A 22,948-nucleotide genomic window follows, 5' to 3' on the forward strand; every position below is an offset into this window, starting at 1 on the left:
GTCAGGCGGCTTCCGCGAGTGCCTTGAGAACCATCTCGCGCATGGGCATGGGGGCGACCGCGCCAAAGCCCTGCGTGGAGAGCGCCGCAGCCGCATTGGCATAGCGCGCTGCCTCGAACGGGTCGCCATGGCGATTGAGCTCGGCGAGGAAATTACCATCGAACGTGTCGCCCGCGCCTGTAGCGTCGACGGCCTTGACCCTGATGCCAGGCACGCGGCGGCGCTCATCCGGCGTGGCAACGAGGCAGCCATCCTTGCCGAGCGTCAGCGCGACGATGCCCGCGCCAAGGCCCAGATAATGATCGGCGATGGCGTCCGGATCGCTGATCCCGACCAGTTGCTCGGCGTCTTCCAGACCGGGAAGCGCGATGTCGGCCTTGCGCATGGCGGCTTCGGTCAGCGCGCGGGCGCGCTCGAGCGGCCACAGTTTGAGGCGCAGATTGGTGTCGAAGGAGACCTTCGTGCCGGCGGCGCGGGCAATGTTGATCGCTTCCAGTGCCGCGTCGCATGCGTCTGCGCTTATGGCGAGCGAGATGCCGGAAAGATGAAGGATGTCGGCCGCCTCGATGGCGCTGCGCGGCAGGTCGCGCGGGGTGATGCGGCTCGCCGCCGATCCCTTGCGCAGATAGGAGAAGGAATGGCCGTTCTCGCCATGGCTGACGAAGTAGACACCCGTATGGGCGTCCGAATTGCGCGGGACATGACGGGCGTCGACGCCATTGTCCGCCCAGAGCTGCATCAGGCTGTCGCCGAACCCGTCTGCACCGAGCGCGGTGAAAAACCCGACCGATGCGCCGGCGCGCGCGGCTGCGATGGCGCAGTTCGACGTGTCGCCACCATGGCCGAAGAGATAGTTCCCCGTGTCGTCCACCTGGTTGAACTCGATCAGCGGTTCTCCCATGCAGATGATTTTCGGCTCGGTCATGGCGTCGTTTCCTCCCTGGCGCAGCGTGCGCTTCTCTTTAGGCGATTGGGAGAGAATGGTGAATGTTTTTTCGCCGGACCGGGCTAGCGCGCACCGCGACCGAACAGGATCGTGCTGATCGTGGAAATCATGATGAGCATGTCCAGATCGAATGAGAGGTGCTTTATGTAATAGAGGTCGTAGGAGAGTTTGTTGATCTCCTCGCTGGTGTTGCCGGCATAGCCGGAATTCACCTGTGCCCAGCCCGTGATCCCCGGCAGAACCATGGTGCGGTGGATGTATTTCGCCTCTTCCGCTTCACTGGCCTGTGCGACATATTCTGCCACGGGGCGTGGGCCGACGAGGCTCATCTCACCACGCCAGATGTTGATCAGTTGAGGCAGTTCATCCAGGCGCAGGCGTCGCAGAAAACGACACCCCTTGATGATGCGGTCGTCATTCGCCTGCGTGGCCCCTCCCTGAGTGCCGTGATACATGGTCCGGAACTTGAGCATGTTGAACGGGCGGCCGCCATAGCCCCTGCGAACCTGTACAAAGATGGCCGGCCCGCCATCAAGGGCGCGAATGTAACACCAGAGTGCCATACCGAGCGGGATGGTTATCGGAGCCGTTATGATGACGGCAAAAAGATCGAGCGCGCGTTTCGCCTTGGAGTAGTAGATCTGGCTCGGTGTGTAGGCGAGATGCGAAACGTCAAAGGCATCGATATCCACGCGGCCTTCGCGCAGTTCGAGAAAGCTGAACCACGGGGTCACGTCGACCCCGACCATATAGGCTTTTGTCATGAATGCCGACCACTCCGGATTGTGGTGCGTTCCGGTGTCGATCAGCAGACGGTCATAGGCTCCGATATCCGCCGCTTTGTCGGTGATGACGGCCACATGCCCCGCAAGCCGGGCGGCGACCTTCCGGGCCTTGGGGAAATCGAGCAGAGCGACGTGATCTTCAAGTGAGCGGTGCAGCCTGAGATTGGCAATGATCATGGCAATCGTTGCAATCAGATAGGCGGTGAGCAACGCCGAGTAACTGACCGGCACGCGCAGCCCCGAAAGCACCGCGACGGCCACGTTGAAGCAGACGAAAGTGACGAAAATTGCGATGGAGAACGTGTTGCGCTGGCGGCGAAAGCCCAAGAGCGCGAAGCCTATGATGAAAGGCAGCGAGAACAGAACCGCGCACACAATCGCGAGATTGTTCCAGTCGCTGCGAGAGGCATTGAGGATGAACGCCGTGTAGACGCAGCACTGCAGCAGCGCCGCGACCAGAATCTCGGGAAGCATGGGGCGCAAGTTTCGCAACAGACGCCGTTTGCGCAGGGAAGCGCCATGCTGGAGGATATCTTCCAGATCGGGGCTGGCCTCGGCTGGGCCGCGTTGAAACACGCGCCTGGCTCTCCGATTGCTGGGGCTCACACCCTCACCTGATGATCCGGACCTGTCGTTCAACCTTGATTCCTGCCCCGCCAGAAGAGCGCATAGGAGGGCGATTTGCCACGCCTGACGCGGCAGTGCAATCGATGTTTGTCGAAACATGCACAATCGGAGAGCCACCGAAACGGGGAATCGACTGGAAGCAACGGCACTGCCGGATGGGACCGGGCGGGTTCCCTGCGCCGGACGAAAGGTACTGATCGAGCGTGTTGGCATTTACGATTCTGCCTGGAGGCTCTATCAGGCGGGACCTATCGCTGTTGTGACTGTGACCCGATGTACCGCCAAGCCTATGTCTTACTGTTTCTGACCACCCTCTTCTGGGGCGGCAATGCCGTGGCTGGCCGGCTGGCCGTTGGCCATGTATCGCCAATGATGCTGACAACGCTTCGCTGGATCATCGGTTGTGCGCTGCTTGCAGCGTTCGCATGGCCACATCTACGGCGTGACTGGCCGGCGATCAGACCGAAATTGCCTCTGCTGGCTGCTCTGGGCACACTTGGCTTTACCGGATTCAACGCCGTCTTCTACAGCTCGGCCCAGTTCACCTCGGCGATCAACATCGCCATCGAACAGGGCGCCGTACCGATGGTCATCTTCGTCGCCAATTTTGTCCTCTTTCGCCAGCGTGTGAGTGTTCTGCAGTTTGCGGGCTTCGTCCTGTCTCTGGTCGGCGTGGCGCTGGTTGCAAGTCATGGAGAGTTTTCCCGCCTGCTGGAGCTGGATGTGAACTTCGGTGATGCGCTCATGCTGGTCGCGGTGCTGCTTTACGCGGGCTACACGGTCGGACTGCGATTGAAACCGGAGATCCACTGGCTGAGCCTGATGTTCGTGCTCTCCTTTTTCGCGCTTCTGGCGTCCCTGCCCCTCGTGGCCTGGGAGATCGCGACAGACCGCCTCATCGCACCGGATCTGCAGGGGTGGGCGGTGGTTTTCTACGCGGCGCTCTTCCCATCGATCTTTGCGCAGACGCTCTACATTCGCGGCAACGAGCTGATCGGCGGAAACCGCGCCGGGCTGTTCATCAATCTCGTGCCGATCTTCGGGACGCTGCTGTCGATCATCATTCTGCGCGAAGCCTTCTTCACCTACCACGCCGTTGCGCTGGTGCTGGTGCTCGGTGGGATATGGCTGGCCGAACATGGTGGCCGCAAACTGGCGTCCAGACAGGAAAATGCCGGCGCATGACGCCGGCATAGCAATTTCGCGGGACTGTCTGACGCCTAGCCGGCCACGTCGAAGGACAACGGCTTGGCGGAAAGGATCACGTCGGTTGCGCGCAGCTCCCGCAGGACTTCCGGCGGGAAAGGCGCATCGAGGTAGAGCAGCGCGATGGCATCGCCACCCTGCCGGTTTCGACCCAACTGGAAGTTGGCGATGTTGACCTCGTGCTTGGCGCAGATCGAGCCCAGAAGACCGATAATGCCCGGCACGTCGTAATTGGTCGTGTAGAGCATGTGCTGGCCGACCTCGGCATCGAGATTGATGCCCTTGATCTGGATGAAGCGCGGCTTGCCATCGGAGAACACCGTGCCGGCGATGGTGCGGGTCTTCTCGGAGGTTTTCACCGTGAGCTTGATATAACCGTCGAACACGCCCGACTTGTCGCGCTTGACCTCCGACAGGATGATGCCGCGCTCCTTGGCCATGATCGGCGCGGAGACCATGTTGACGTCGGCCACCTGCGGGCGGATCAGGCCGGCGAGCGCTGCACTGATGAGCGCGCGGCGGTTCATATCGGTGGTGGAGCCGTCGAACAGGATCTCCACTTCCTCGATGGCCTCGTCTGTCACCTGGCCGACGAATGCACCGAGCACTTCCGCGAGCTTGATAAAGGGTTTCAGGCGAGGGGCTTCCTCGGCGCTGATCGAAGGCATGTTGATTGCGTTCGTGACCGCACCCTTGGTCAGGTAATCCGACATCTGCTCCGCCACCTGGATGGCGACGTTTTCCTGCGCTTCGCTGGTGGAGGCGCCAAGATGCGGCGTGCAGACCACGTTTGGCATGTTGAAGAGCGGGTTTTCGGTTGCCGGCTCCGTCTCGAACACGTCAATGCCGGCACCCGCCACCTTGCCGGATTTCAGTCCTTCGACGAGGTCGGCCTCAACCACGAGCCCGCCGCGCGCGCAGTTGATGATGCGCACGCCCTTTTTCATCTTCGCGATGGCATCCTTGTCGATCACGCCTCGGGTCTTGTCCGTCAGCGGCGTGTGGAGGGTGATGAAGTCGGCGCGCTTGAGAAGCTCGTCGAGTTCCACCTTCTCGACACCCAGTTCCGAGGCGCGTTCTGCCGAAAGGAACGGATCGAAGGCCACCACATGCATCTTCAGGCCGATGGCGCGCATGGCGACCACGGAGCCGATATTGCCGCAACCGATCACACCCAGCGTCTTGCCGGTGATCTCGACACCCATGAAGCGGTTCTTCTCCCACTTGCCGGCATGGGTGGAGGCGTTCGCCTCCGGGATCTGACGCGCGACGGCAAAGAGCATGGCAATGGCGTGCTCGGCCGTGGTGATGGAATTGCCGAAAGGCGTGTTCATCACGATGATGCCGCGGCGCGATGCTGCCGGAATGTCGACATTGTCCACACCGATGCCGGCGCGCCCCACCACTTTCAGATTGGTGGCATTGTTGATGAGCTTTTCGGTGACCTTGGTGGCCGAGCGGATGGCAAGGCCGTCATACTGGTCGATGACGGAAAGCAGCTTTTCCTTGTCCTTGCCCAGATCGGGCAGGTAATCCACTTCGACGCCGCGATCCTTGAAGATCTGAACGGCAGTGGGCGACAGTTTGTCGGATACGAGTACGCGGGGCGCCATGGCGGCCTCCTGTTTCAATACAATGAATTGGGGAGGCGGCTCCGATTGTGGAGCCGCAGTTCGTTGTCAGGCCGCGGCCTTGAGATGCGCTTTCTGGGACTGGAACGCCCAGTCGAGCCAGGGCATCAAGGCTTCCAGATCGGAGGCTTCAACCGTGGCGCCGGCCCAGATCCGCAGGCCTGACGGCGCGTCGCGATAATGGCCGATGTCAAAAGCGACCTTCTCTTTGGCCAGCGCAGAAACCATGCCCTTGGCAAAGGCTGCCTGTTCGCCCGCATCGAGTGCGGCAATCTCGGGATCCACGATCGACAGGCAGACCGATGTGTTGGAGCGCGTGGCCGGCACTTTTGCCAGATGGTCGACCCACGGTGTCTTGCGCACGAACTCGTCGATCACGGCGAAATTCGCATTGGCGCGGGCAACAAGACCGTCGAGGCCGCCAATGGATTTCGCCCAGTTCAGCGCGTCCAGATAGTCTTCCACGCACAGCATGGAGGGTGTGTTGATCGTCTCGCCGCGGAAGATGCCCTCAATCAGCTTGCCGCCCTTGGTCAGCCGGAAGATCTTTGGCAGCGGCCATGCGGGCGTGTAGCTTTCCAGCCGTTCGACCGCGCGCGGCGAGAGGATGATGACACCATGCGCGCCTTCGCCACCCAGCACTTTCTGCCAGGAGAAGGTGACCACGTCGAGCTTGTCGAAGGGCAGGCGCTGCGCGAAAGCCGCCGATGTGGCGTCGCAGATGGTCAGGGCCCGCGCGGTTGGCGGGAATGAAATTGCCATCGGGCACGCGCACGCCGGAGGTGGTGCCGTTCCAGGTGAACACCACGTCGCGGTCGAAATCGATGGAGGTCAGGTCCGGCAGATCGCCATAGTCCGCCTCGATGCGGCGAACATCGTCGAGTTTCAGTTGCTTGACGACATCGGTGACCCACCCGGCACCGAAGGATTCCCAGGCAACCATGTCGACGCCGCGTTCACCGAGCAGCGACCAGAGCGCCATTTCCACGGCGCCGGTGTCGGATGCGGGCACGATGCCGATGCGGTAATCGGCCGGAACTTTCAGAACTTCACGGGTAAGATCGATGGCCTCTGCCAGTTTCGCCTTGCCGATGGAGGAGCGATGCGACCGTCCAAGGGGAGCGTCGGCAAGTGCGTCGAGCGACCAGCCGGGGCGTTTTGTGCAGGGACCTGAGGAGAAATGCGTATTGGCCGGACGGAGGTCCGGCGTGGGGAGTGTGCTCATGATGTATCCTATCCTTCCAGATAGCACGCCTCTCGGTGGGGAGAGGTGGCCCACGGACGGAGTTACGCCGATCCGGTTTTTCCGTCAAGTGCGACAAGATCGCTTTTGCAGAAGGGAAATGAGGCCGCTGTGGCGCCAGATGGTTCCCACCGGGGCCTTGAGGCTCTATAGAGGCGTTTCGATTTCTTAAATCATCCAGGCGGGGGACCCGCCGGACGTGCGCCGGAAGGACGTTTTCATGGCAAATGTGGTGGTTGTCGGCTCGCAGTGGGGCGACGAGGGCAAAGGCAAGATCGTGGACTGGCTGTCGGAGCGCGCCGATGTGGTGGCGCGCTTTCAGGGCGGGCACAATGCCGGGCATACCCTCGTCATCGACGGTGTGAGCTACAAGCTGTCACTGCTGCCCTCCGGTGTCGTTCGCCCCGGAAAACTCTCCGTCATCGGCAATGGCGTTGTTTTCGACCCGCATGCATTTGTTGCGGAAATGGGCCGCCTTGCCGAGCAGGGTGTCGAGGTGACGCCCGATCGGCTGAAGATCGCCGAGAACACGGCGCTGATCCTGTCGCTGCACCGCGAGCTTGATGGTTTCCGCGAGGATGCCGCTTCCAATTCGGGCACCAAGATCGGCACGACGCGGCGCGGCATCGGTCCGGCCTATGAAGACAAGGTTGGTCGCCGCGCGATCCGCGTCATGGATCTGGCCAACCATGACACGCTGCCGATGAAGATCGACCGCCTGCTCACGCATCACAATGCGCTGCGTCGTGGTCTTGGGCATGAAGAAGTGACCCCCCAGGCGATCATGGAGGAGCTGACGTCGGTCGCCGACAAGATTCTTCCCTATGTCGACCGCGTCTGGAAAATCCTTGAAGATGCGCGCCGGGCCGGTCAGCGCATTCTGTTCGAGGGCGCGCAGGGCACCATGCTCGACATCGATCATGGAACCTATCCGTTCGTGACGTCTTCCAACACGATTGCAGGGCAGGCGGCCACCGGGTCGGGGCTTGGGCCGGGCTCGATCGATTATGTGCTCGGCATCACAAAGGCCTACACCACCCGCGTTGGCGAGGGCCCGTTCCCCACGGAGCAGGACAATGAGGTCGGCCATTTCCTTGGCACACGTGGTCATGAATTCGGCACGGTGACGGGGCGCAAGCGCCGCTGCGGCTGGTTCGATGCGGTTCTGGTGCGTCAGGCGGTTGTGGCCAACGGCATGAACGGCATCGCGCTGACCAAGCTCGATGTTCTGGACGGCATGGATGAAATCAAGATCTGCACGGGCTACAGGCTCGATGGCGAGCTGATCGATTACCTTCCGGCAGGGCAGGGCGCGCAGGCACGGCTTGAGCCCGTCTACGAGACGCTGGAAGGCTGGAAGGGCACAACCAAGGGTGCGCGCAAGTGGACCGATTTGCCGGCTCAGGCTGTAAAATATGTGCGTCACGTGGAAGAATTGATCGGTGCGCCGGTGGCGATTCTCTCCACCAGCCCCGAACGCGAGGACGCCATACTTGTGACCGATCCTTTTCAGGACTAATTTCGCTGGCAATACTGCTTTGCGCACCGGGGGGCGGCCGCGCGTTCAAAAAGTAAAACAGGTTTGATTAGGTATGGCGGATTTTTCTGCGGTTCTGAAGAAAACGATCGAAGGCTTGTCGGAAAACACGCCGGCCTCCCGCGAGCGGATTTATCAGAAAGCACGGGCAACGATCGAGAACAGGCTCGCAGCGATGGACCCGGCGCCATCCGCCACCGTGGCAAACCGGCAGCGCAAGCTGCTCGAAGACGCGGTTGCGAAGGTGGAGGCGGAATATGCCTCTCCGCCCCAAGCTGAAGACGCTGGGCAGGATGAGTTCGATCAGATCTTTGCCGAGCTTGACGTTGATCCCGTCAATCCGGGTGTAAAGACGCCGGAAGCGCCTTCTGACAACGCCGCGGATGAGGCAGTGGACCCATTCGGTGCCGGTGCTGCCCGCCCTGAAGACGGCAAGTCCAGTGAGCGCGGTGGAGAGACTGCACGTGCCGGAAAACAGCCGGATGCGGCTCCCGGTGCCTCTCCAGCGCTGGAGACCCCGCCCCCCCCTCCGCCGTCGGTTCACCGTGAAGGTGGGCGCAAGTCGGGTTCCGGTCTCGTTGTGGTGCTGGCTTTGCTTTTCGTCGTGGCAGCGGCGGCGGGAGCCTGGTTCTATAAGGACGATCTGGCCAGGCTGGCGAATTTCGAGCAAGGAGCGGAAAGCGGTGCAACGGATGACGGTGACACGGCGTCTGGCGATGACGCGCAGGACCCTGCCACGCAGGACGAATCCGATGCGGCCGATCCTTCCAGCGGGAGCGATGCGGCCCCTGCCGCAGATCCGCAGCCTGTGCGCAAGTTCACCCAGCGGCTTCTGCCGGATGGGCGTGAGGTCGATGAAGGCCCGGCCGGAGGCCAGCCTGAACTGGGTGAGGGCACATCGGTCGCGCGCGCGACGGTTCCGGGAAGTGGCGATGCGACAACGTCGGGTTCTGCTGAACCGGAGACCGGCCAGCAAGACATGTCTGCGGACGATGCGGTGCCTGTGGGCCAGAAGGCGATCTTCTATGAAGAGCGCACCAGCGTTTCGCAGGGCTCTGCCGATATTGGCGGCGTTGTCTGGTCCGTGGTTCAGGAATCACCCGGAAACGATCTGCCGCCGGAGCCGGCAATCAGGGCCGAGGCCACAATCCCCGAAAAGAACCTGCAGCTGAAGATGACCCTTCGGCGCAATGCCGATGAATCCCTGCCGGCGAGCCACATTCTGGAAATCATCTTCCTGACACCGGACGATTTCGAAGGTGGCGGCATCGACAATGTTCTGAGAGTTTCGCTCAAGCGGTCGGAACAGGACACCGGAAATCCACTGCTTGGCATTCCAGCCAAGATCGCGGACGGGTTCTTCCTCGTGGCGCTGAGCGACAGTGCCGCCGAAACCGAGACCAACATGCTGCTGCTTCGCCGTCAGCGCTGGATCGATATCCCGGTAGTCTATAAGTCGGGCCGCAGGGCACTGATGACGATCGAGAAGGGCATCCCCGGAGACAAGGTGTTTACCGATGTCCTGAATGCCTGGCAGAACGCCACGAGCGGGTGACCCGCCGCAGCCGAGGGCGAATTGCAATCGCCTTGAGGCAAGGACCCAATTGCCCTGGGGCAAGGACATCAACAAAAAACCGGCAGTGATGCCGGTTTCTTGCGTTTATCGGTGCTGGGCGATGATGTTTCGCTGTTGCCTCAGGCGCCGGCCTGGCGATGAGCCTCGGCGGCCTGCGCCTTTGCAGCCAGGGCCTGCTCACGTGCGGAGTTCTGGACGGCTTCCTGCACCTTTTCAAAGGCGCGGACCTCGATCTGGCGTACCCGTTCACGGCTGATGTCGAACTCACCGGAGAGCTCCTCCAGCGTCAGCGGATCTTCTGAAAGGCGCCGCGCCTGGAAGATGCGCCTTTCACGGTCGTTGAGAACGGCCATGGCATCGCCAAGCATCTGGCGGCGGGTTTCCAGTTCGTCCTGTTCGGCGAGCACATCCTCCTGGCTCTCGCTTTCGTCCATAAGCCAGTCCTGCCATTCGCCCGATTCACCTTCCGTCGCCCGGATAGGGGCATTGAGGGAGGCATCACCGGACAGACGGCGATTCATGGAAATCACCTCCTCTTCGCTGACATTGAGGCGCGTGGCGATTTCCGAAACCTGCTCGGGATTGAGGTCGCCATCATCAAGCGCCTGAATCTTGCTCTTCACCTTGCGCAGATTGAAGAACAGGCGCTTCTGGTTCGCGGTGGTGCCCATTTTCACAAGGCTCCACGAACGAAGAATGTACTCCTGTATGGAGGCCTTGATCCACCACATTGCATAGGTGGCGAGGCGGAAACCACGCTCGGGCTCGAACTTCTTGACGGCCTGCATCAGGCCGACATTTCCTTCAGAAATGACTTCGCCGATTGGCAATCCATAGCCGCGATAGCCCATGGCGATCTTGGCGACGAGCCGAAGATGGCTGGTCACAAGCTTGTGGGGCCGCCTGCGTGTCATCGTGCTCCGAATAGCGTTTCGCGAGCATGTATTCTTCCTCGGGCTGCAGCATGGGGAAGCGCCGAATCTCTTCGAGATAGCGCGTCAGTCCACCTTCGCCCGAAGCGATACTGGGTAATGTCTGGGCCATTTAAGCACCCTCCTTTGCCGGATATGCCCTCACGCCGGGACGCCTTCAAAGCCTGGCGTTTGCGGTGATGAGAGACAGTGCGACCATCTTTGATGCATCGCACCATATCCTATGTAGGAACGGAATCCGACGGTTAAAGTTTCATTCTGCTGTCAACATAATGTCACCATACGGTGAACAATATTATTGTACCGAATATTACAAAATATCCAGAGCCCTTGTCAATTCCGACATGTCAGAGGGCGGGTCGGCAACGAATTCCATCAGTTCACCGCTCTCGGGATGGCGAAATGCCAATAGCCGCGCATGAAGAGCCTGGCGCGGGAAAGCGGCAACTATGGGGCGTATCTCCTCCGGCAGGCGGTTGACCTTGGTGCGAAAAGCGCGGGCATAGTCCTGATCGCCGATCAGCGGGTGGCCGATATGGGCCATATGGACGCGAATCTGATGTGTGCGACCGGTTTCCAGCCTGCATTCCACCTGGGCGGCAAATGCGTTTCCCGCGCCGTCGGCACCATATCGCCTGCGAACCTGATAGCGTGTGACCGCGTGTCGCGCGTCGCTCCGCCCTGCGGGCACGACCGCACGCAGGGTTCTGCTCTGGGCATGGCGCCCCAGCGGGGCGTCTATCGTGCCGGACATGCGATCGGGCGAACCCCACACGACTGCAACATAGGCACGCTGCAGATCGCCGCTGCGACCGTGATCTGCAAACGCTTCGGAAAGCAGCCGGTGCGCATTGTCGGTTTTCGCGACCACCATGACCCCGCTCGTGTCGCGATCAAGCCGATGCACGATGCCGGGCCGTTTCACCCCGCCAATGCCCGACAGCGAGGAGCCGCAATGATGCAGAAGCGCATTGACCAGCGTGCCCGACCAGTTTCCAGGAGCAGGGTGGACCACAAGCCCCGCGGGCTTGTTCACGACGACGAGCGCTTCGTCTTCATACAGGATGTCGAGGGGGATGGCCTCCGGTTCCGGTTCGGCTGGCTCGGCCTGCGGCACGGTCAGTGTGTAGGTCTCTCCTTCAGCGATCCTGTGCCGGGGTTCGACGATGGCCCTGCCTTCTCCCATCACCGATCCCGAACGGATGAGCGACTGGATGCGGCTGCGTGAAAGCGACGCGCCAATCACCTCCGAAAGCCAGCGATCAAGACGCTGGCCCGCGCCGTCGCCATCCACACAGAACGTTTTGCGCGTTGCTGCGGCTTCCCAAGCGTTCTGGTCTTCGTTATCAGGGGCACCCATTGGAAATGCTTTCAAAAAATCGGTGAGACATGGTCAGGCCAGAAGAACAGGAAGATGCGGAGCAGGATGCGCTTGATCCGGCAGCAGAGCGTGTGCGCCGCAAGATGGTTCGCTTCATGGCTATCAACCTGGCCATACTGTTCGCAGCGGTTATGGCGGTCGTGCTGGCCTTTGTCTACAAGACGCTGAAGGATAGGCCGGAAGAACCGGCTGAAATGGTGATGATCCCGGGCGATGCAACGGAAAGCACCATTGAGCTGCCCGATGGTGCCCGTGTGGTGTCTCAGGCACTGGATGGCACGCGGGTGTCGCTTCACTTGCGTTATGCCGGCGGGCGCGAGGAACTTCGGATTTTCGATGTTGCAAGCGGGACGATGGCTGCGCGCATCGAGCTCAGACCCTGAGCCGGCGACGGCTCATTGGGGCGTGAACGCGGGAGCCCGTGGCAGCGCTACAACTCCGTTTTCCCGCAAAGCCTGCGACTTTCGCTAAGAACGTTTCAGGCAATTTCATAAAGTCGTTGCAACGCTGTTGCATTTGCCGGCGAACGCGCTTATATCGCCGCAATCGCTGCGCTCCCATCGTCTAGCGGTCTAGGACGCCGCCCTCTCACGGCGGAAACAGGGGTTCGAGTCCCCTTGGGAGTGCCATTTCCCTTCGATTGTCTTCAAGATGCCGAGTGGTCCTCGCTGTTACAATCCAGTGACAGGCAAGCTCCACTTGCAAATATGCGGTGGCGAATTTGTTCTATGCTTTGCGAATCGTTAAGCCTTGGACAGCACACTGACCACGAGACTTGTGGTCACGAGAGGGCTCGTATTGTGCCTTGAGGGAGCGGAGAGTTTGGGGACCGTCAGGGACTCAGATGTTGGAGTGCGGTTTTCCGAAGGTGAACTGGCCGAACTGTTGCAGTCTGCATCCGGATGGGTGTGGGAGGCTGACGCACAGCACAGGCTGACCTGGATTTCGCAAGGCTTCGAAACGGTCACCGGACTTCCCCGCGAGCGGTTTATCGGACGATCCCGCATTACGCTGGCGAGAAATGCGTTTCACCCGATCGGCGATGTGGAGGCCCATGAGGCGCTGCTTGCCGCGCGCAAACCGTTTCGTCAGTTCATCTATGATCTCGATGGGGGAGCCGGGAAAGGCCGCTGGATTTCCGTGTCCGGTTTTCCCCGTTTCGATGGGCAAAACCGCTTCATGGGCTATCGCGGCATCGGCCATGATGCCACACCGATGATGGAGTATCTCAGCCGCCGTGAAGGTGCTGAGGGCGTGGATTCAACACAATTGACCGGCGGCAGTGGCCATCTCACCAGGCTGATGACAGCGCTGGATGTTACTCGCGAAGCCTTTTGCTATTACGATGCCGACGATCGGCTCGTGCTCAGCAATCAGGCGATGACCGAGATGTATGCGGGACTTGAGGATGTCATTTGTCCCGGCACGTCCTTTGAAGAATTGCTGCGGGCTGGCATCGAGCGGGGCGTCTGGTCGACGGACGATCTGCACTCGGAGGAATGGCTGCGTCAGATCCTCACCCTCCGTCGCAGTGGAGAAGACTTCGAGAGCGTCATTCGCTTCAACGACGGACGCTGGATCATGCACCGCGAGAAGCGTATCGCCGACGGTGGAACGATTGGCATCTGCACCGATATCACCAAGCTGAAGCGCCATGAGACGGCCCTCGCAGAGGCGCTTGAAAAAGCCAAACTCGCTGAAGCCATACTCGACCAGCTGCCCAATCCGGTCTTCGCGAAAGATCAGGACCTTCGTTTCGTGCTCGCCAACAGGGCGTTCAAGAAAACGATCGGATCGGAGGTTTGCGAGATCGTTGGGCGCCGCGTGACCGATTTCGATTTTTCCGGTCTCGCCGAAGAGTTCGAAGCCGGCGAGCGCCGGGTGCTCGCTACGCATGAAGACTTTGAAGGCGAGGAGGATTTCGAGCTTCCGGGCATCGGCCAGTATCGCAAGGTGCGCAAGCATCGTGTGGAGACAGCAAGCGGGACGCCATATCTGGTGGGCGCGCTGTTCGACATTTCGGATGTCCGCAAGCGGGAAAAAGATGCCGAGAACGCGCATCGTCAGCTTTCCGAGGTGCTGGAATCGCTTCCCGCAGGCGTTGTCATCTACGACAAGGACGATCGCTACGTTCTGGCCAACCGGAAACTGCAGGAAGCTCTGCCTGCGATGCAGCCGGCCATGCAGCCGGGGAAATGTCTGCGTGATGCAGTCGAACTGGCGCATGATGCAGGCTATTTCCGTCAGAGCGGCGATCCGCAGGTCGATGCGCTTTATGACACAGACCGCGAGGCCTGGATTGCCGCCTATCTGCAATCCTACCAGATGCGGCACCGTGTTTTCGAGCGGAGTCACGCCAATGGACGCTGGTTCAAGGCGATCGATACGCGCACCGAAGACGGCACGTTCGTGGGCGTGAGGGTGGACATCACCGAACTCAAGCAGCGTGAGGCCGAGCTGGACGCCGCACGTGAAGAGGCAATCCTTGCAGACCGCGCGAAGTCCGAATTTCTGGCCAATATGAGCCACGAGATACGCACCCCGATGAACGGGGTGCTCGGCATGGCCGAGCTTTTGGCGAAAACGGAGCTTACCGCCAAACAGAAAACATTTGCCGACATTATCCTGAAATCCGGCAATGCGCTGCTCACGATCATCAACGACATTCTCGATTTCTCGAAGATCGACGCAGGCCACATCGTGCTGGATGCCGAGCCATTCTATCTCGGTGAGGCGGTGGGCGATGTGGTGACGCTCATGTCTTCGCGAGCGAAAGAGAAGGATCTGGAACTGATTGTTCGGGTCGATCCGGCAATCACGCGGGCTGTCGTGGGCGATGTGGGCCGAATTCGCCAGATACTCACAAATCTGGTCGGAAATGCAGTCAAGTTTACCGAAACGGGCCATGTGCTGGTCAATGTGAGCGGCCGTGACCTGGAGAGCGGGCAGCTGGCGCTCCAGTTCAGCGTGACCGACACGGGTATCGGTATCCCGAGAGACAAGCTGCATCTGGTCTTCGACAAGTTCAGCCAGGCGGACTCCTCGTCCACGCGGCGTCATGAAGGAACGGGCCTTGGCCTCGCGATCACCTCGCGACTTGTCGAGCTGATGAATGGCGAGATCGGTGTCGAGAGCGTAGAAGGGCGCGGGTCCACGTTCTGGTTTACGCTCACTCTGCCCAAGGCCGCCGGGGCCGAACCTCAGCCGCTTGCACCGACCGAGATTTCAAATGCGCGGATTCTGGTGGTGGATGACAATGCGGTCAATCGAATGATCCTGCATGAACAGATGCAGCACTGGGGGCTGGACGCCTGCGTTGCGCGCGATGCGCATGAGGGGCTGGAGGTGCTGCGTCTTGCCGCCCGGCTGGGATTGCCGGTGGACTGTATGGTGGTGGACTATCAGATGCCGGGAATGAACGGGCTGGAGATGGTCGAGGCGGTCCGGGCGGAGCCCGAAATCGCGGATGTTCCGGTGGTCCTGCTGACATCGGTTGACCAGTCCCTTTCGGGTTTTGGCGCCCGCGACCTTTCCATCGCGTCGCATCTGATAAAGCCGGCGCGCTCTTCTGCGCTGCTTCACGCAATCACCGGAGCCGTGCAGGCACCGGGTGTGCGCACCTCCCCGCAGCTTGATGCCGCCGGGCTGGATACGGGCCCGACAGGCGGGGAAGCGGTGGTGCCTGTGGAGCCTGCGCCTGCCGCACCGGACCATGAGGCTGAAGACCCTTACGGAGTCGACATTCTTGTTGCGGAAGACAATGAGGTGAACCAGCTTGTTTTCCGGCAGATCCTCAACGAAGCGGGTATGCGGTTCAGGATTGTCGAAAATGGCCGGCTAGCCGTGTCGGAATACCAACGCAGCAATCCGCGTCTGATCCTCATGGATGTTTCGATGCCGGTGATGAACGGTCTCGAGGCCACCAGGGAGATTCGCCGTATCGAGAGGAGCGGCGCTTCCCGCGTGCCGATCATCGGCGTTACCGCTCATGCCCTGAAGGGGGATCGGGAACTGTGCGTGGAGGCGGGTATGGATGATTATCTGTCCAAACCCATCAGCCCACAGGCACTTTTGGAGAAAATCAACTCCTGGGTGAGATTGTCATTCCAGAGTTCAATTGTGAGAAAATCGAGCAATTGATCTTACTTGCTTGAGAAATAAGCTGTTCTGGCTATTTTCCTGTGATCCGAGGGTACTGGCGTGATCGCACCATTTAGACTTGAAACTGTTCTCATTAAAGTTGCGGAAACCGGTCGACAATGACCAGTTCTTTCCGGGCGGGAGGAGGTCCGCGGGCCATGGGTGATCCAAACGAGCCCCAACAGGATCTATCCGGGTTTTTAACCCAGCCAAGTGTGATTTGCCATTTTCAGTGGTTTTTCCCCCGCCCGGCTTTTTGAACTTTACTTCCATGCTCCTGTCGCTCGTAAGGCCGAAAGGGCCCGAGTGAGCCGAAAACCCCATTTCTCGCCTGCCCTTGCCGGCAACCGGGCATTCAGGACTGGGGCTCTCTCGTTCCTGCAGCCCAAAATCCCCCGCGACGGGGTCGTAACAGGGCTGACACGGAAGTGTCATGGAACTGTTACACAGACTTGTTATCCCGCTCCTCGACGCCGGCAGGGCGTCTGATCGAATTCCGAACAGGGAGCTGTCTCCAGTGAAAAAATTCCTTCTTACCGCTTCGGCGGCCACGATCGCCCTTGCGGGCGCGGTTGGTGCGGCTGCTGCACGCGACCAGATCCGGGTTGTCGGTTCTTCCACCGTCTTTCCTTTCACCACGGCTGTTGCCGAGCGCTTTGGCCAGAGCGGTGCGTTCCAGACCCCGGTGGTCGAATCGACCGGTACCGGCGGCGGCATGAAACTTTTTTGCGCTGGCGTTGGCGAAAGCCACCCCGATTTCACAAACGCGTCGCGTCCCATCAAGGACTCCGAACTGGAGACCTGCAAGGCGAATGGCGTGACGCCGGTCGAGATCAAGGTTGGCTTTGACGGCATCGTCCTTTCCAACTCCAAGGCTGCCAAGCAGATCGACCTGACCAAGGAGCAGATTTTTGCTGCTCTCGCCAAAAACGTCGAAGTGGACGGCAAGGTTGTTGCCAACCCGCACACCAACTGGTCCGACATCGATGCCGGTCTGCCCAACACCAAGATCGAGGTTCTCGGCCCGCCCCCGACCTCCGGCACGCGCGACGCATTCGTCGAGCTGGTCATGGAAGAAGCCTGCCCGGAAGCCATCGAGGCAGCTGACGGCTGCACGGAAATCCGTGAAGACGGTGCCTATGTGGAAGCTGGCGAAAACGACAATCTGATTGTTCAGAAGCTGGAAGCCAACCCGGATGCCTTTGGCATCTTCGGCTTCTCCTTCCTCGATCAGAACGCCGACAAGCTGCAGGGCTCGACCATTGGTGGTGTCGCTCCGACTTTCGATGCGATCGCCGACGGTGAATATGGTGTCTCCCGCTCGCTCTTCGTTTACGCGAAAAAAGAGCATGTCGGGGCGATCCCGGGCATGGCCGAGTTCATCAAGGAATACACTTCCGACACGGCCTGGGGCCCCGAGGGCTATCTTGCCGACAAGGGTCTCATCCCGCTTCCGGACGATGCCCGCGCAAAGCAGGCCGAAGACGCCCAGGCTCTCAAGGGCATGGGCTCCTGATAGAGCCAGTTTTGACCCGGCCGCCCTGGCGGCTGGGTCCTCCGGTTCCGGGGATCCTGCGCAATCGCGCCTGGATGGGGATCCGACGGGTTGCGGCAGCTCTGACCGTACCCGACCTTCGAGGCTAGTATGATTACATATGTCGTCATCGCGCTGCTGGTGCTTGCCGCCGTGGCCTATACTCTCGGCCGCGGCCGTTCGCTTGCAAGCGTCGACGGAAAGACGTCCGCGCTTCACTCTCTTCCCAGTCAACATGGACTGTTTCTGGCTCTGATCTCCGCCGCGCCGGCGCTCCTCCTGCTCCTTTCATGGAGCATTGTTACGCCGGGACTTGAAACCTCGATCGTCGAGGGGCGCTTTTCAGAACAGCTTGCAAGCATGAACCTTCCCGAAAAACAGGCGTTTCTGCGCGATGCGCGTGCGCTTGCCTTCGGTGGTATTGCCGGCTTCCCGAACGAGGCGAAGGAGGCCGCCGCAGAGCATTTCGCCAGTCTTCGCACACAGAGCGAATGGCTTGCCACCGGGCTTGTTGCGTTAGTGGCCGCGCTTGGTTTTTTCTGGGGTCATCGCCGCATCACGCCGCAGTTTCGCGCCCGCCACGTTGTAGAGCGGGTGGTTCGCCTGTTCCTGATCCTGTGCTCCGTCGTCGCGATCCTGACGACGCTGGGCATTGTCCTGTCTCTCATCTTTGAATCGCTGCGCTTTTTCCAGCAGGTGCCGTTCTACAAGTTCCTTTTCGGCACTCACTGGAGCCCTCAGAGCGCCTTTACCGGCGCGGGGCAGGAGGCCGGTGAGGTCAATCCCGACATTTTTGGTGCGGTACCGCTTTTCGTCGGCACGATGCTCATCACGTTCATCGCGATGCTCGTTGTAGCGCCCGTCGGGCTCATGTCGGCAATCTATCTGTCCGACTACGCGTCGAAACAGGTGCGATCCGTCGCCAAGCCGATGCTGGAAATCCTGGCCGGCATCCCGACCGTGGTTTACGGCTTCTTTGCCGCCTTGACCGTGGCGCCGTTCTTTCGCGATTTCGGGCAGGTTCTGGGTTTGAGCGTCGCGTCGGAATCGGCACTTGCGGCCGGCATCGTGATGGGGATCATGATCATCCCCTTCGTGTCGTCGCTTTCCGATGACGTGATCAACGCGGTTCCGCAATCCCTGCGCGATGGTTCTGCGGGTCTGGGTGCGACCAAGTCGGAGACCATCCGCAAGGTGGTCCTCCCGGCAGCACTGCCCGGCATCGTCTCGGCCCTGATGCTGGCCATCAGCCGCGCCATCGGCGAGACCATGATCGTCGTCATGGCTGCCGGTCTGGCCGCCAATCTGACCATCAATCCACTGGAAGCGGTGACCACCGTGACCGTTCAGATCGTTACGCTGCTCGTTGGCGACCAGGAGTTCGACAGCGCGAAGACACTGGCCGCGTTTGCCCTTGGGCTGGTTCTGTTCTGCGTGACACTCGCCCTCAACATCATCGCCCTGAGTGTGGTGAGGAAATATCGAGAGCAATATGACTGATACGCTTGCCAGCGGTGTGGAGCCGCAGAACAATCAGCATACGAATGATGAAGCGCGTGCCCGTCTGCGCAAGCGCTACGCCGCCGAAACCAGGTTCAAGTGGCTGGGCGCGGGGGCCGTGGTCCTGTCGGGCTTCTTCCTGCTCCTTCTGCTTTCGACCATCGTGTTCAAGGCTTTCCCGGCCTTTCACGCCAATGAGCTGACCCTTTCGCTGGACCTTTCGGCAGAGCGTGTCGACCCCGACAATCTGACGGGCAACAATTACGACACGATCATCAACGATGCGCTGCTGTCCCTGTTTCCGAATGTCGAGGGCCGGCAGGAGCGCAGGCAGGTTCGCGGTCTCATTTCCAGCGGCGCGCCCACACTTCTGCGTCAGGCTCTTCAGGCTGGCAGCCTCACCCCGGGCGGCACCGTGGAACATGCGCTGCCGATGGATGATTTCGCCGATCTCTACCTGAAGGGACTGCTCGCCGCCGACAGCACAGAGACGGCGCTCGTGGCCCCCGACAGGGTGACACTGGACGGCGACGATGCGACGCTGCACTTCTCCGATGACAGACTTCTGGAGTTCGCCAGGGAAGCCGGTGGACTTGAAGAGGATGGGGGAACGCTGCGCCTCACCACGGGGGCTGCCTCGCTGATCGCCTATCTTGGAGAGGGCGCGGTCAAGCTTGCCGAAGTGATGCCTGATGTCGATGGTGGCGTGACTGCCCGCGGGTCGGTTCTGGCACCGGTTGCGAAAGATGAAGCGGGGCCTGTTCGTTTGCGGGTCATCGCGACACCCGAAGGTGAACGCAAGATCTCCGATCGTGAGATCGTCTGGATCGACCAGCTCCGAGCGGATGGCCGGACAGCCAGTGCATGGAACACGCAGTTTTTCTTTGGCGGAGCAAGCCGCGAAGCGGAAATGGCCGGCATATGGGGGGCGGTTGTCGGCTCTGCATTGACCATGCTCGTCACCCTGGCGCTTTCCTTTCCCATCGGCGTCGCAGCGGCGATCTATCTTGAGGAATTCGCTCCGAAGAACCGCTTGACCGGTTTTATCGAAGTGAACATCAACAATCTGGCGGCCGTCCCCTCAATCGTGTTCGGTCTGCTCGGTCTTGCTGTTTTCCTCAACTGGTTCAACCTGCCACGCTCGGCACCGCTGGTGGGTGGCATGGTGCTGGCGCTGATGACCCTGCCCACGATCATCATCGCCTCGCGCGCCGCGCTGCGTGCGGTGCCGCCGTCTATCCGCGAGGCCGCTCTCGGCGTCGGTGCCTCGAAGATCCAGACCGTGTTCCATCATGTTCTGCCGCTGGCAATGCCCGGCATTCTGACAGGCACGATCATCGGCATGGCACAGGCGCTGGGGGAAACGGCTCCGCTGTTGATGATCGGCATGGTTGCCTTCATCGTGGACATTCCCGGCGGGTTCACCTCGCCCGCGACGGTGCTGCCGGTACAGATTTTCATGTGGGCCGACTTTCCGGAGCCCGCTTTCCAGCAGAAAACCTCTGCGGCAATCCTGATCCTTTTGGGCTTCCTGATTTTGATGAACGCCGTTGCGGTTGTCTTGCGCAAGCGTTTCGAACGCCGCTGGTAACGGAGTAGGAGAAATGAACATGTTGACGGACGCGGCAGTGGAAGAAACGCTGCAGAACAGGACTGAGGACTTGCCCGTGAAAATGCGTGGATCGAAGGTCCGGGTTTTCTACGGCGAGAAGCAGGCGCTTTTCGATGTCGATCTCAACGTCAGACAGAAGCAGGTGACGGCGCTCATCGGCCCTTCGGGCTGTGGCAAGTCCACCTTTCTGCGCTGCCTCAACCGGATGAACGACACGATCGACATCTGCCGGGTGGAAGGCGAGATCACGCTGGACGGGCAGGACATCTACGATCCGAAAGTCGACGTGGTTGAACTGCGCGCCCGCGTGGGCATGGTGTTTCAGAAACCGAACCCGTTCCCCAAGTCGATTTACGAGAACATCGCCTATGGGCCGCGTATTCACGGCCTGGTCTCTTCCAAGAGCGCGCTGGACGAGGTGGTGGAGTCCAGCCTGCAGAAGGCGGGGCTTTTCAATGAGGTGAAAGATCGCCTGCATGAACCCGGCACCGGCCCTTTCCGGTGGCCAGCAGCAGCGTTTGTGCATCGCGCGCGCCATTGCGGTTTCGCCCGAGGTGATCTTGATGGACGAACCCTGCTCGGCGCTCGATCCCATTGCCACCGCCAAGGTGGAAGAACTGATCGACGAACTGCGTGAGAACTACACGATCGTCATCGTGACGCACTCCATGCAGCAGGCCGCCCGCGTGTCGCAGCGCACAGCCATGTTCCATCTGGGCAATCTCGTTGAGGAAGGTCCCACCGACAAGATGTTCACCAATCCGGATGACAAGCGCACCCAGGATTACATCACCGGTCGCTTCGGCTGACGCACAGACAAGGAACCAGACCATGGGCGAGCACACAGTCAGCTCCTTCGATGAGGAACTCGGTGAAATCGACCGCCTCATCCGCGATATGGGCGATCTCTCCGGTGCGATGACCCGCGCCTCCACCAATGCGCTTTTGAATTCCGATACGGCGCTGGCGCAGCGGGTCATCTCCGACGACACGATCATGGACGCCAAACAGCGCGATCTCGACGAGCGCGCCATAACACTGATCGCCAAGCGCCAGCCGATGGCGCAGGATCTGCGCAGCGTCGTGGGCGCCATTCGCATGGCGGCGGATCTGGAGCGCATCGGCGATCTGGCAAAGAACATTGCAAAGCGTGTGAACGCGGTGGGTCAGAGCGCAACGCCGCGTTCGCTCGCTCACTCCATCGACGCCATGTCCGGCCTTGTGCTGCAGCAGGTCAATGCGGTGGTCGAGCACTATGTGGCGCGCAATGCGGAAGCGCTTATCCATCTTCGGGACGAGGATGAGAAAATCGACATCCAGTACACCTCGGTTTTCCGGGAATTGCTGACCTACATGATGGAAGATCCGCGCAACATCACGTCGTGCACGCATCTCCTTTTCTGCGCGAAAAATCTGGAGCGCATTGGCGACCACGTGACGAATATCGCCGAAAATGCCTATTATGTGGTGACGGGGTCCCAGCTGCCGGTCCAGAGGCCGAAGCTCGATGAAACACAGATGACGGTCGACGCCGACGCTTAGGCGACCGTCGCTTGCCCTAGGAGAATGCCTTCCATGATTGCCCCCAAGGTCATGGTCGTTGAAGACGACGAACCGCTTTGCGTGCTTCTGAAATACAATCTTGAGGCCGAAGGCTATCAGGTCGAGATGATCTCGCGCGGGGACGAAGCCGAGGTCCGCCTGCAGGAAAACGTTCCCGATCTTCTGGTCCTCGACTGGATGGTGCCTGCCGTTTCCGGCATTGAGCTGTGCCGCCGCTTGCGGATGCGACCGGAAACCGAACGACTGCCGGTGATCATGCTTACCGCACGTGGCGAGGAAAGCGACCGGGTGCGGGGTCTTTCCACCGGTGCCGATGATTATCTTGTGAAGCCGTTTTCGACGCCAGAATTCATCGCGCGTGTACGGGCGCTGCTGCGTCGTGCGAAGCCGGAAGTCCTTTCAACGGTGCTTTCGGTTGGCGATATCGTGCTCGACCGGGAATCCCATCGCGTCTACCGTCGCAAGAACGAAATTCGCCTCGGTCCGACAGAGTTTCGACTTCTCGAATTCATGATGCAGCATCCAGGACGTGTGTTTTCACGCAGTCAGTTGCTCGACAATGTCTGGGGCGAAACGATCTATATCGACGAGCGCACGGTCGACGTTCATGTCGGCCGCCTGCGCAAGGCGGTGAATCAGGGGCGCCTGCCCGATGTGATCCGCACCATTCGCGGTGCCGGATACGCTATCCGGGAAGCGTGAAGACAAAAGAAAAACCCCGGCAGGACCGGGGTT

The 22,948-nt window shown here is 60.5% G+C and carries 14 protein-coding genes, 1 tRNA gene and 3 pseudogenes; 12 read left to right on the forward strand and 6 right to left on the reverse strand.

Annotated features, from left to right (window positions below; all coding sequences use genetic code 11):
• Position 1 precedes the first annotated feature (1 nt).
• Positions 2-925: a sugar kinase gene (locus AB2N04_RS04455; protein ID WP_367717329.1), complete on the reverse strand. Its 924-nt coding sequence runs from the start codon at positions 923-925 to the stop codon at positions 2-4.
• A gap of 83 nt (positions 926-1,008) precedes the next feature.
• Complete coding sequence (locus AB2N04_RS04460; protein WP_367717330.1) at positions 1,009-2,307, reverse strand: sugar transferase; 1,299 nt, start codon at positions 2,305-2,307, stop codon at positions 1,009-1,011.
• 324 nt (positions 2,308-2,631) lie between these two features.
• On the opposite strand from AB2N04_RS04460, the gene AB2N04_RS04465 reads away from it, so the two are divergent.
• The gene (locus AB2N04_RS04465) at positions 2,632-3,543 is read left to right on the forward strand and encodes a DMT family transporter (protein ID WP_367717331.1); all 912 of its coding nucleotides are present in this window, start codon (positions 2,632-2,634) and stop codon (positions 3,541-3,543) included.
• A gap of 35 nt (positions 3,544-3,578) precedes the next feature.
• Here the strand turns inward: AB2N04_RS04465 and serA are convergent, their stop codons facing one another.
• Positions 3,579-5,177 (reverse strand): phosphoglycerate dehydrogenase, encoded by a 1,599-nt coding sequence (serA, locus tag AB2N04_RS04470; protein ID WP_367717333.1) that lies wholly within the window; start codon positions 5,175-5,177, stop codon positions 3,579-3,581.
• A 66-nt stretch (positions 5,178-5,243) separates the two neighbouring features.
• Positions 5,244-6,420, reverse strand: a pseudogene (locus AB2N04_RS04475) (phosphoserine transaminase).
• Between the two features lie 238 nt (positions 6,421-6,658).
• On the opposite strand from AB2N04_RS04475, the gene AB2N04_RS04480 reads away from it, so the two are divergent.
• The gene (locus AB2N04_RS04480) at positions 6,659-7,957 is read left to right on the forward strand and encodes an adenylosuccinate synthase (RefSeq protein ID WP_367717334.1); all 1,299 of its coding nucleotides are present in this window, start codon (positions 6,659-6,661) and stop codon (positions 7,955-7,957) included.
• Between the two features lie 73 nt (positions 7,958-8,030).
• The gene (locus AB2N04_RS04485; RefSeq protein ID WP_367717336.1) at positions 8,031-9,530 is read left to right on the forward strand and encodes a hypothetical protein; all 1,500 of its coding nucleotides are present in this window, start codon (positions 8,031-8,033) and stop codon (positions 9,528-9,530) included.
• A gap of 140 nt (positions 9,531-9,670) precedes the next feature.
• Here AB2N04_RS04485 and rpoH read toward each other — a convergent pair.
• Both rpoH and AB2N04_RS04495 read right to left on the reverse strand, forming a co-directional pair.
• Positions 9,671-10,595 (reverse strand): annotated as a pseudogene (rpoH, locus tag AB2N04_RS04490) (RNA polymerase sigma factor RpoH).
• A gap of 198 nt (positions 10,596-10,793) precedes the next feature.
• The gene (locus AB2N04_RS04495) at positions 10,794-11,843 is read right to left on the reverse strand and encodes an RluA family pseudouridine synthase (protein ID WP_367717337.1); all 1,050 of its coding nucleotides are present in this window, start codon (positions 11,841-11,843) and stop codon (positions 10,794-10,796) included.
• 29 nt (positions 11,844-11,872) lie between these two features.
• Here AB2N04_RS04495 and AB2N04_RS04500 point away from each other — a divergent pair, with 29 nt between their 5' ends.
• The 9 genes and pseudogenes from AB2N04_RS04500 (at position 11,873) to phoB (ending at position 22,915) form a co-directional block, all read left to right on the forward strand.
• Complete coding sequence (locus AB2N04_RS04500) at positions 11,873-12,247, forward strand: fimbrial protein (protein WP_367717339.1); 375 nt, start codon at positions 11,873-11,875, stop codon at positions 12,245-12,247.
• 170 nt (positions 12,248-12,417) lie between these two features.
• A tRNA-Glu gene (locus tag AB2N04_RS04505) sits at positions 12,418-12,493 on the forward strand.
• 223 nt (positions 12,494-12,716) lie between these two features.
• Positions 12,717-16,004: a response regulator gene (locus AB2N04_RS04510; RefSeq protein WP_367717340.1), complete on the forward strand. Its 3,288-nt coding sequence runs from the start codon at positions 12,717-12,719 to the stop codon at positions 16,002-16,004.
• A gap of 517 nt (positions 16,005-16,521) precedes the next feature.
• The gene (locus AB2N04_RS04515) at positions 16,522-17,520 is read left to right on the forward strand and encodes a PstS family phosphate ABC transporter substrate-binding protein (RefSeq protein ID WP_367717341.1); all 999 of its coding nucleotides are present in this window, start codon (positions 16,522-16,524) and stop codon (positions 17,518-17,520) included.
• A 129-nt stretch (positions 17,521-17,649) separates the two neighbouring features.
• Positions 17,650-19,038, forward strand: coding sequence for a phosphate ABC transporter permease subunit PstC (gene pstC, locus AB2N04_RS04520; protein ID WP_367717343.1), 1,389 nt, complete (start codon positions 17,650-17,652; stop codon positions 19,036-19,038).
• Positions 19,031-20,629 carry a phosphate ABC transporter permease PstA gene (gene pstA / locus AB2N04_RS04525; RefSeq protein WP_367717344.1) on the forward strand — a complete coding sequence of 533 codons (1,599 nt, stop codon included), beginning with the start codon at positions 19,031-19,033 and terminating at the stop codon, positions 20,627-20,629. Before pstC ends, pstA begins: the two co-directional genes overlap by 8 nt.
• A gap of 13 nt (positions 20,630-20,642) precedes the next feature.
• Positions 20,643-21,459, forward strand: a pseudogene (gene pstB / locus AB2N04_RS04530) (phosphate ABC transporter ATP-binding protein PstB).
• 22 nt (positions 21,460-21,481) lie between these two features.
• Positions 21,482-22,192 carry a phosphate signaling complex protein PhoU gene (gene phoU, locus AB2N04_RS04535; RefSeq protein WP_367717346.1) on the forward strand — a complete coding sequence of 237 codons (711 nt, stop codon included), beginning with the start codon at positions 21,482-21,484 and terminating at the stop codon, positions 22,190-22,192.
• A 36-nt stretch (positions 22,193-22,228) separates the two neighbouring features.
• Positions 22,229-22,915 (forward strand): phosphate regulon transcriptional regulator PhoB, encoded by a 687-nt coding sequence (gene phoB / locus AB2N04_RS04540; protein WP_367718735.1) that lies wholly within the window; start codon positions 22,229-22,231, stop codon positions 22,913-22,915.
• Positions 22,916-22,948: the final 33 nt, after the last annotated feature.

This window comes from Nitratireductor sp. GISD-1A_MAKvit (genome assembly GCF_040819555.1).
Lineage (GTDB): Bacteria > Pseudomonadota > Alphaproteobacteria > Rhizobiales > Rhizobiaceae > Nitratireductor.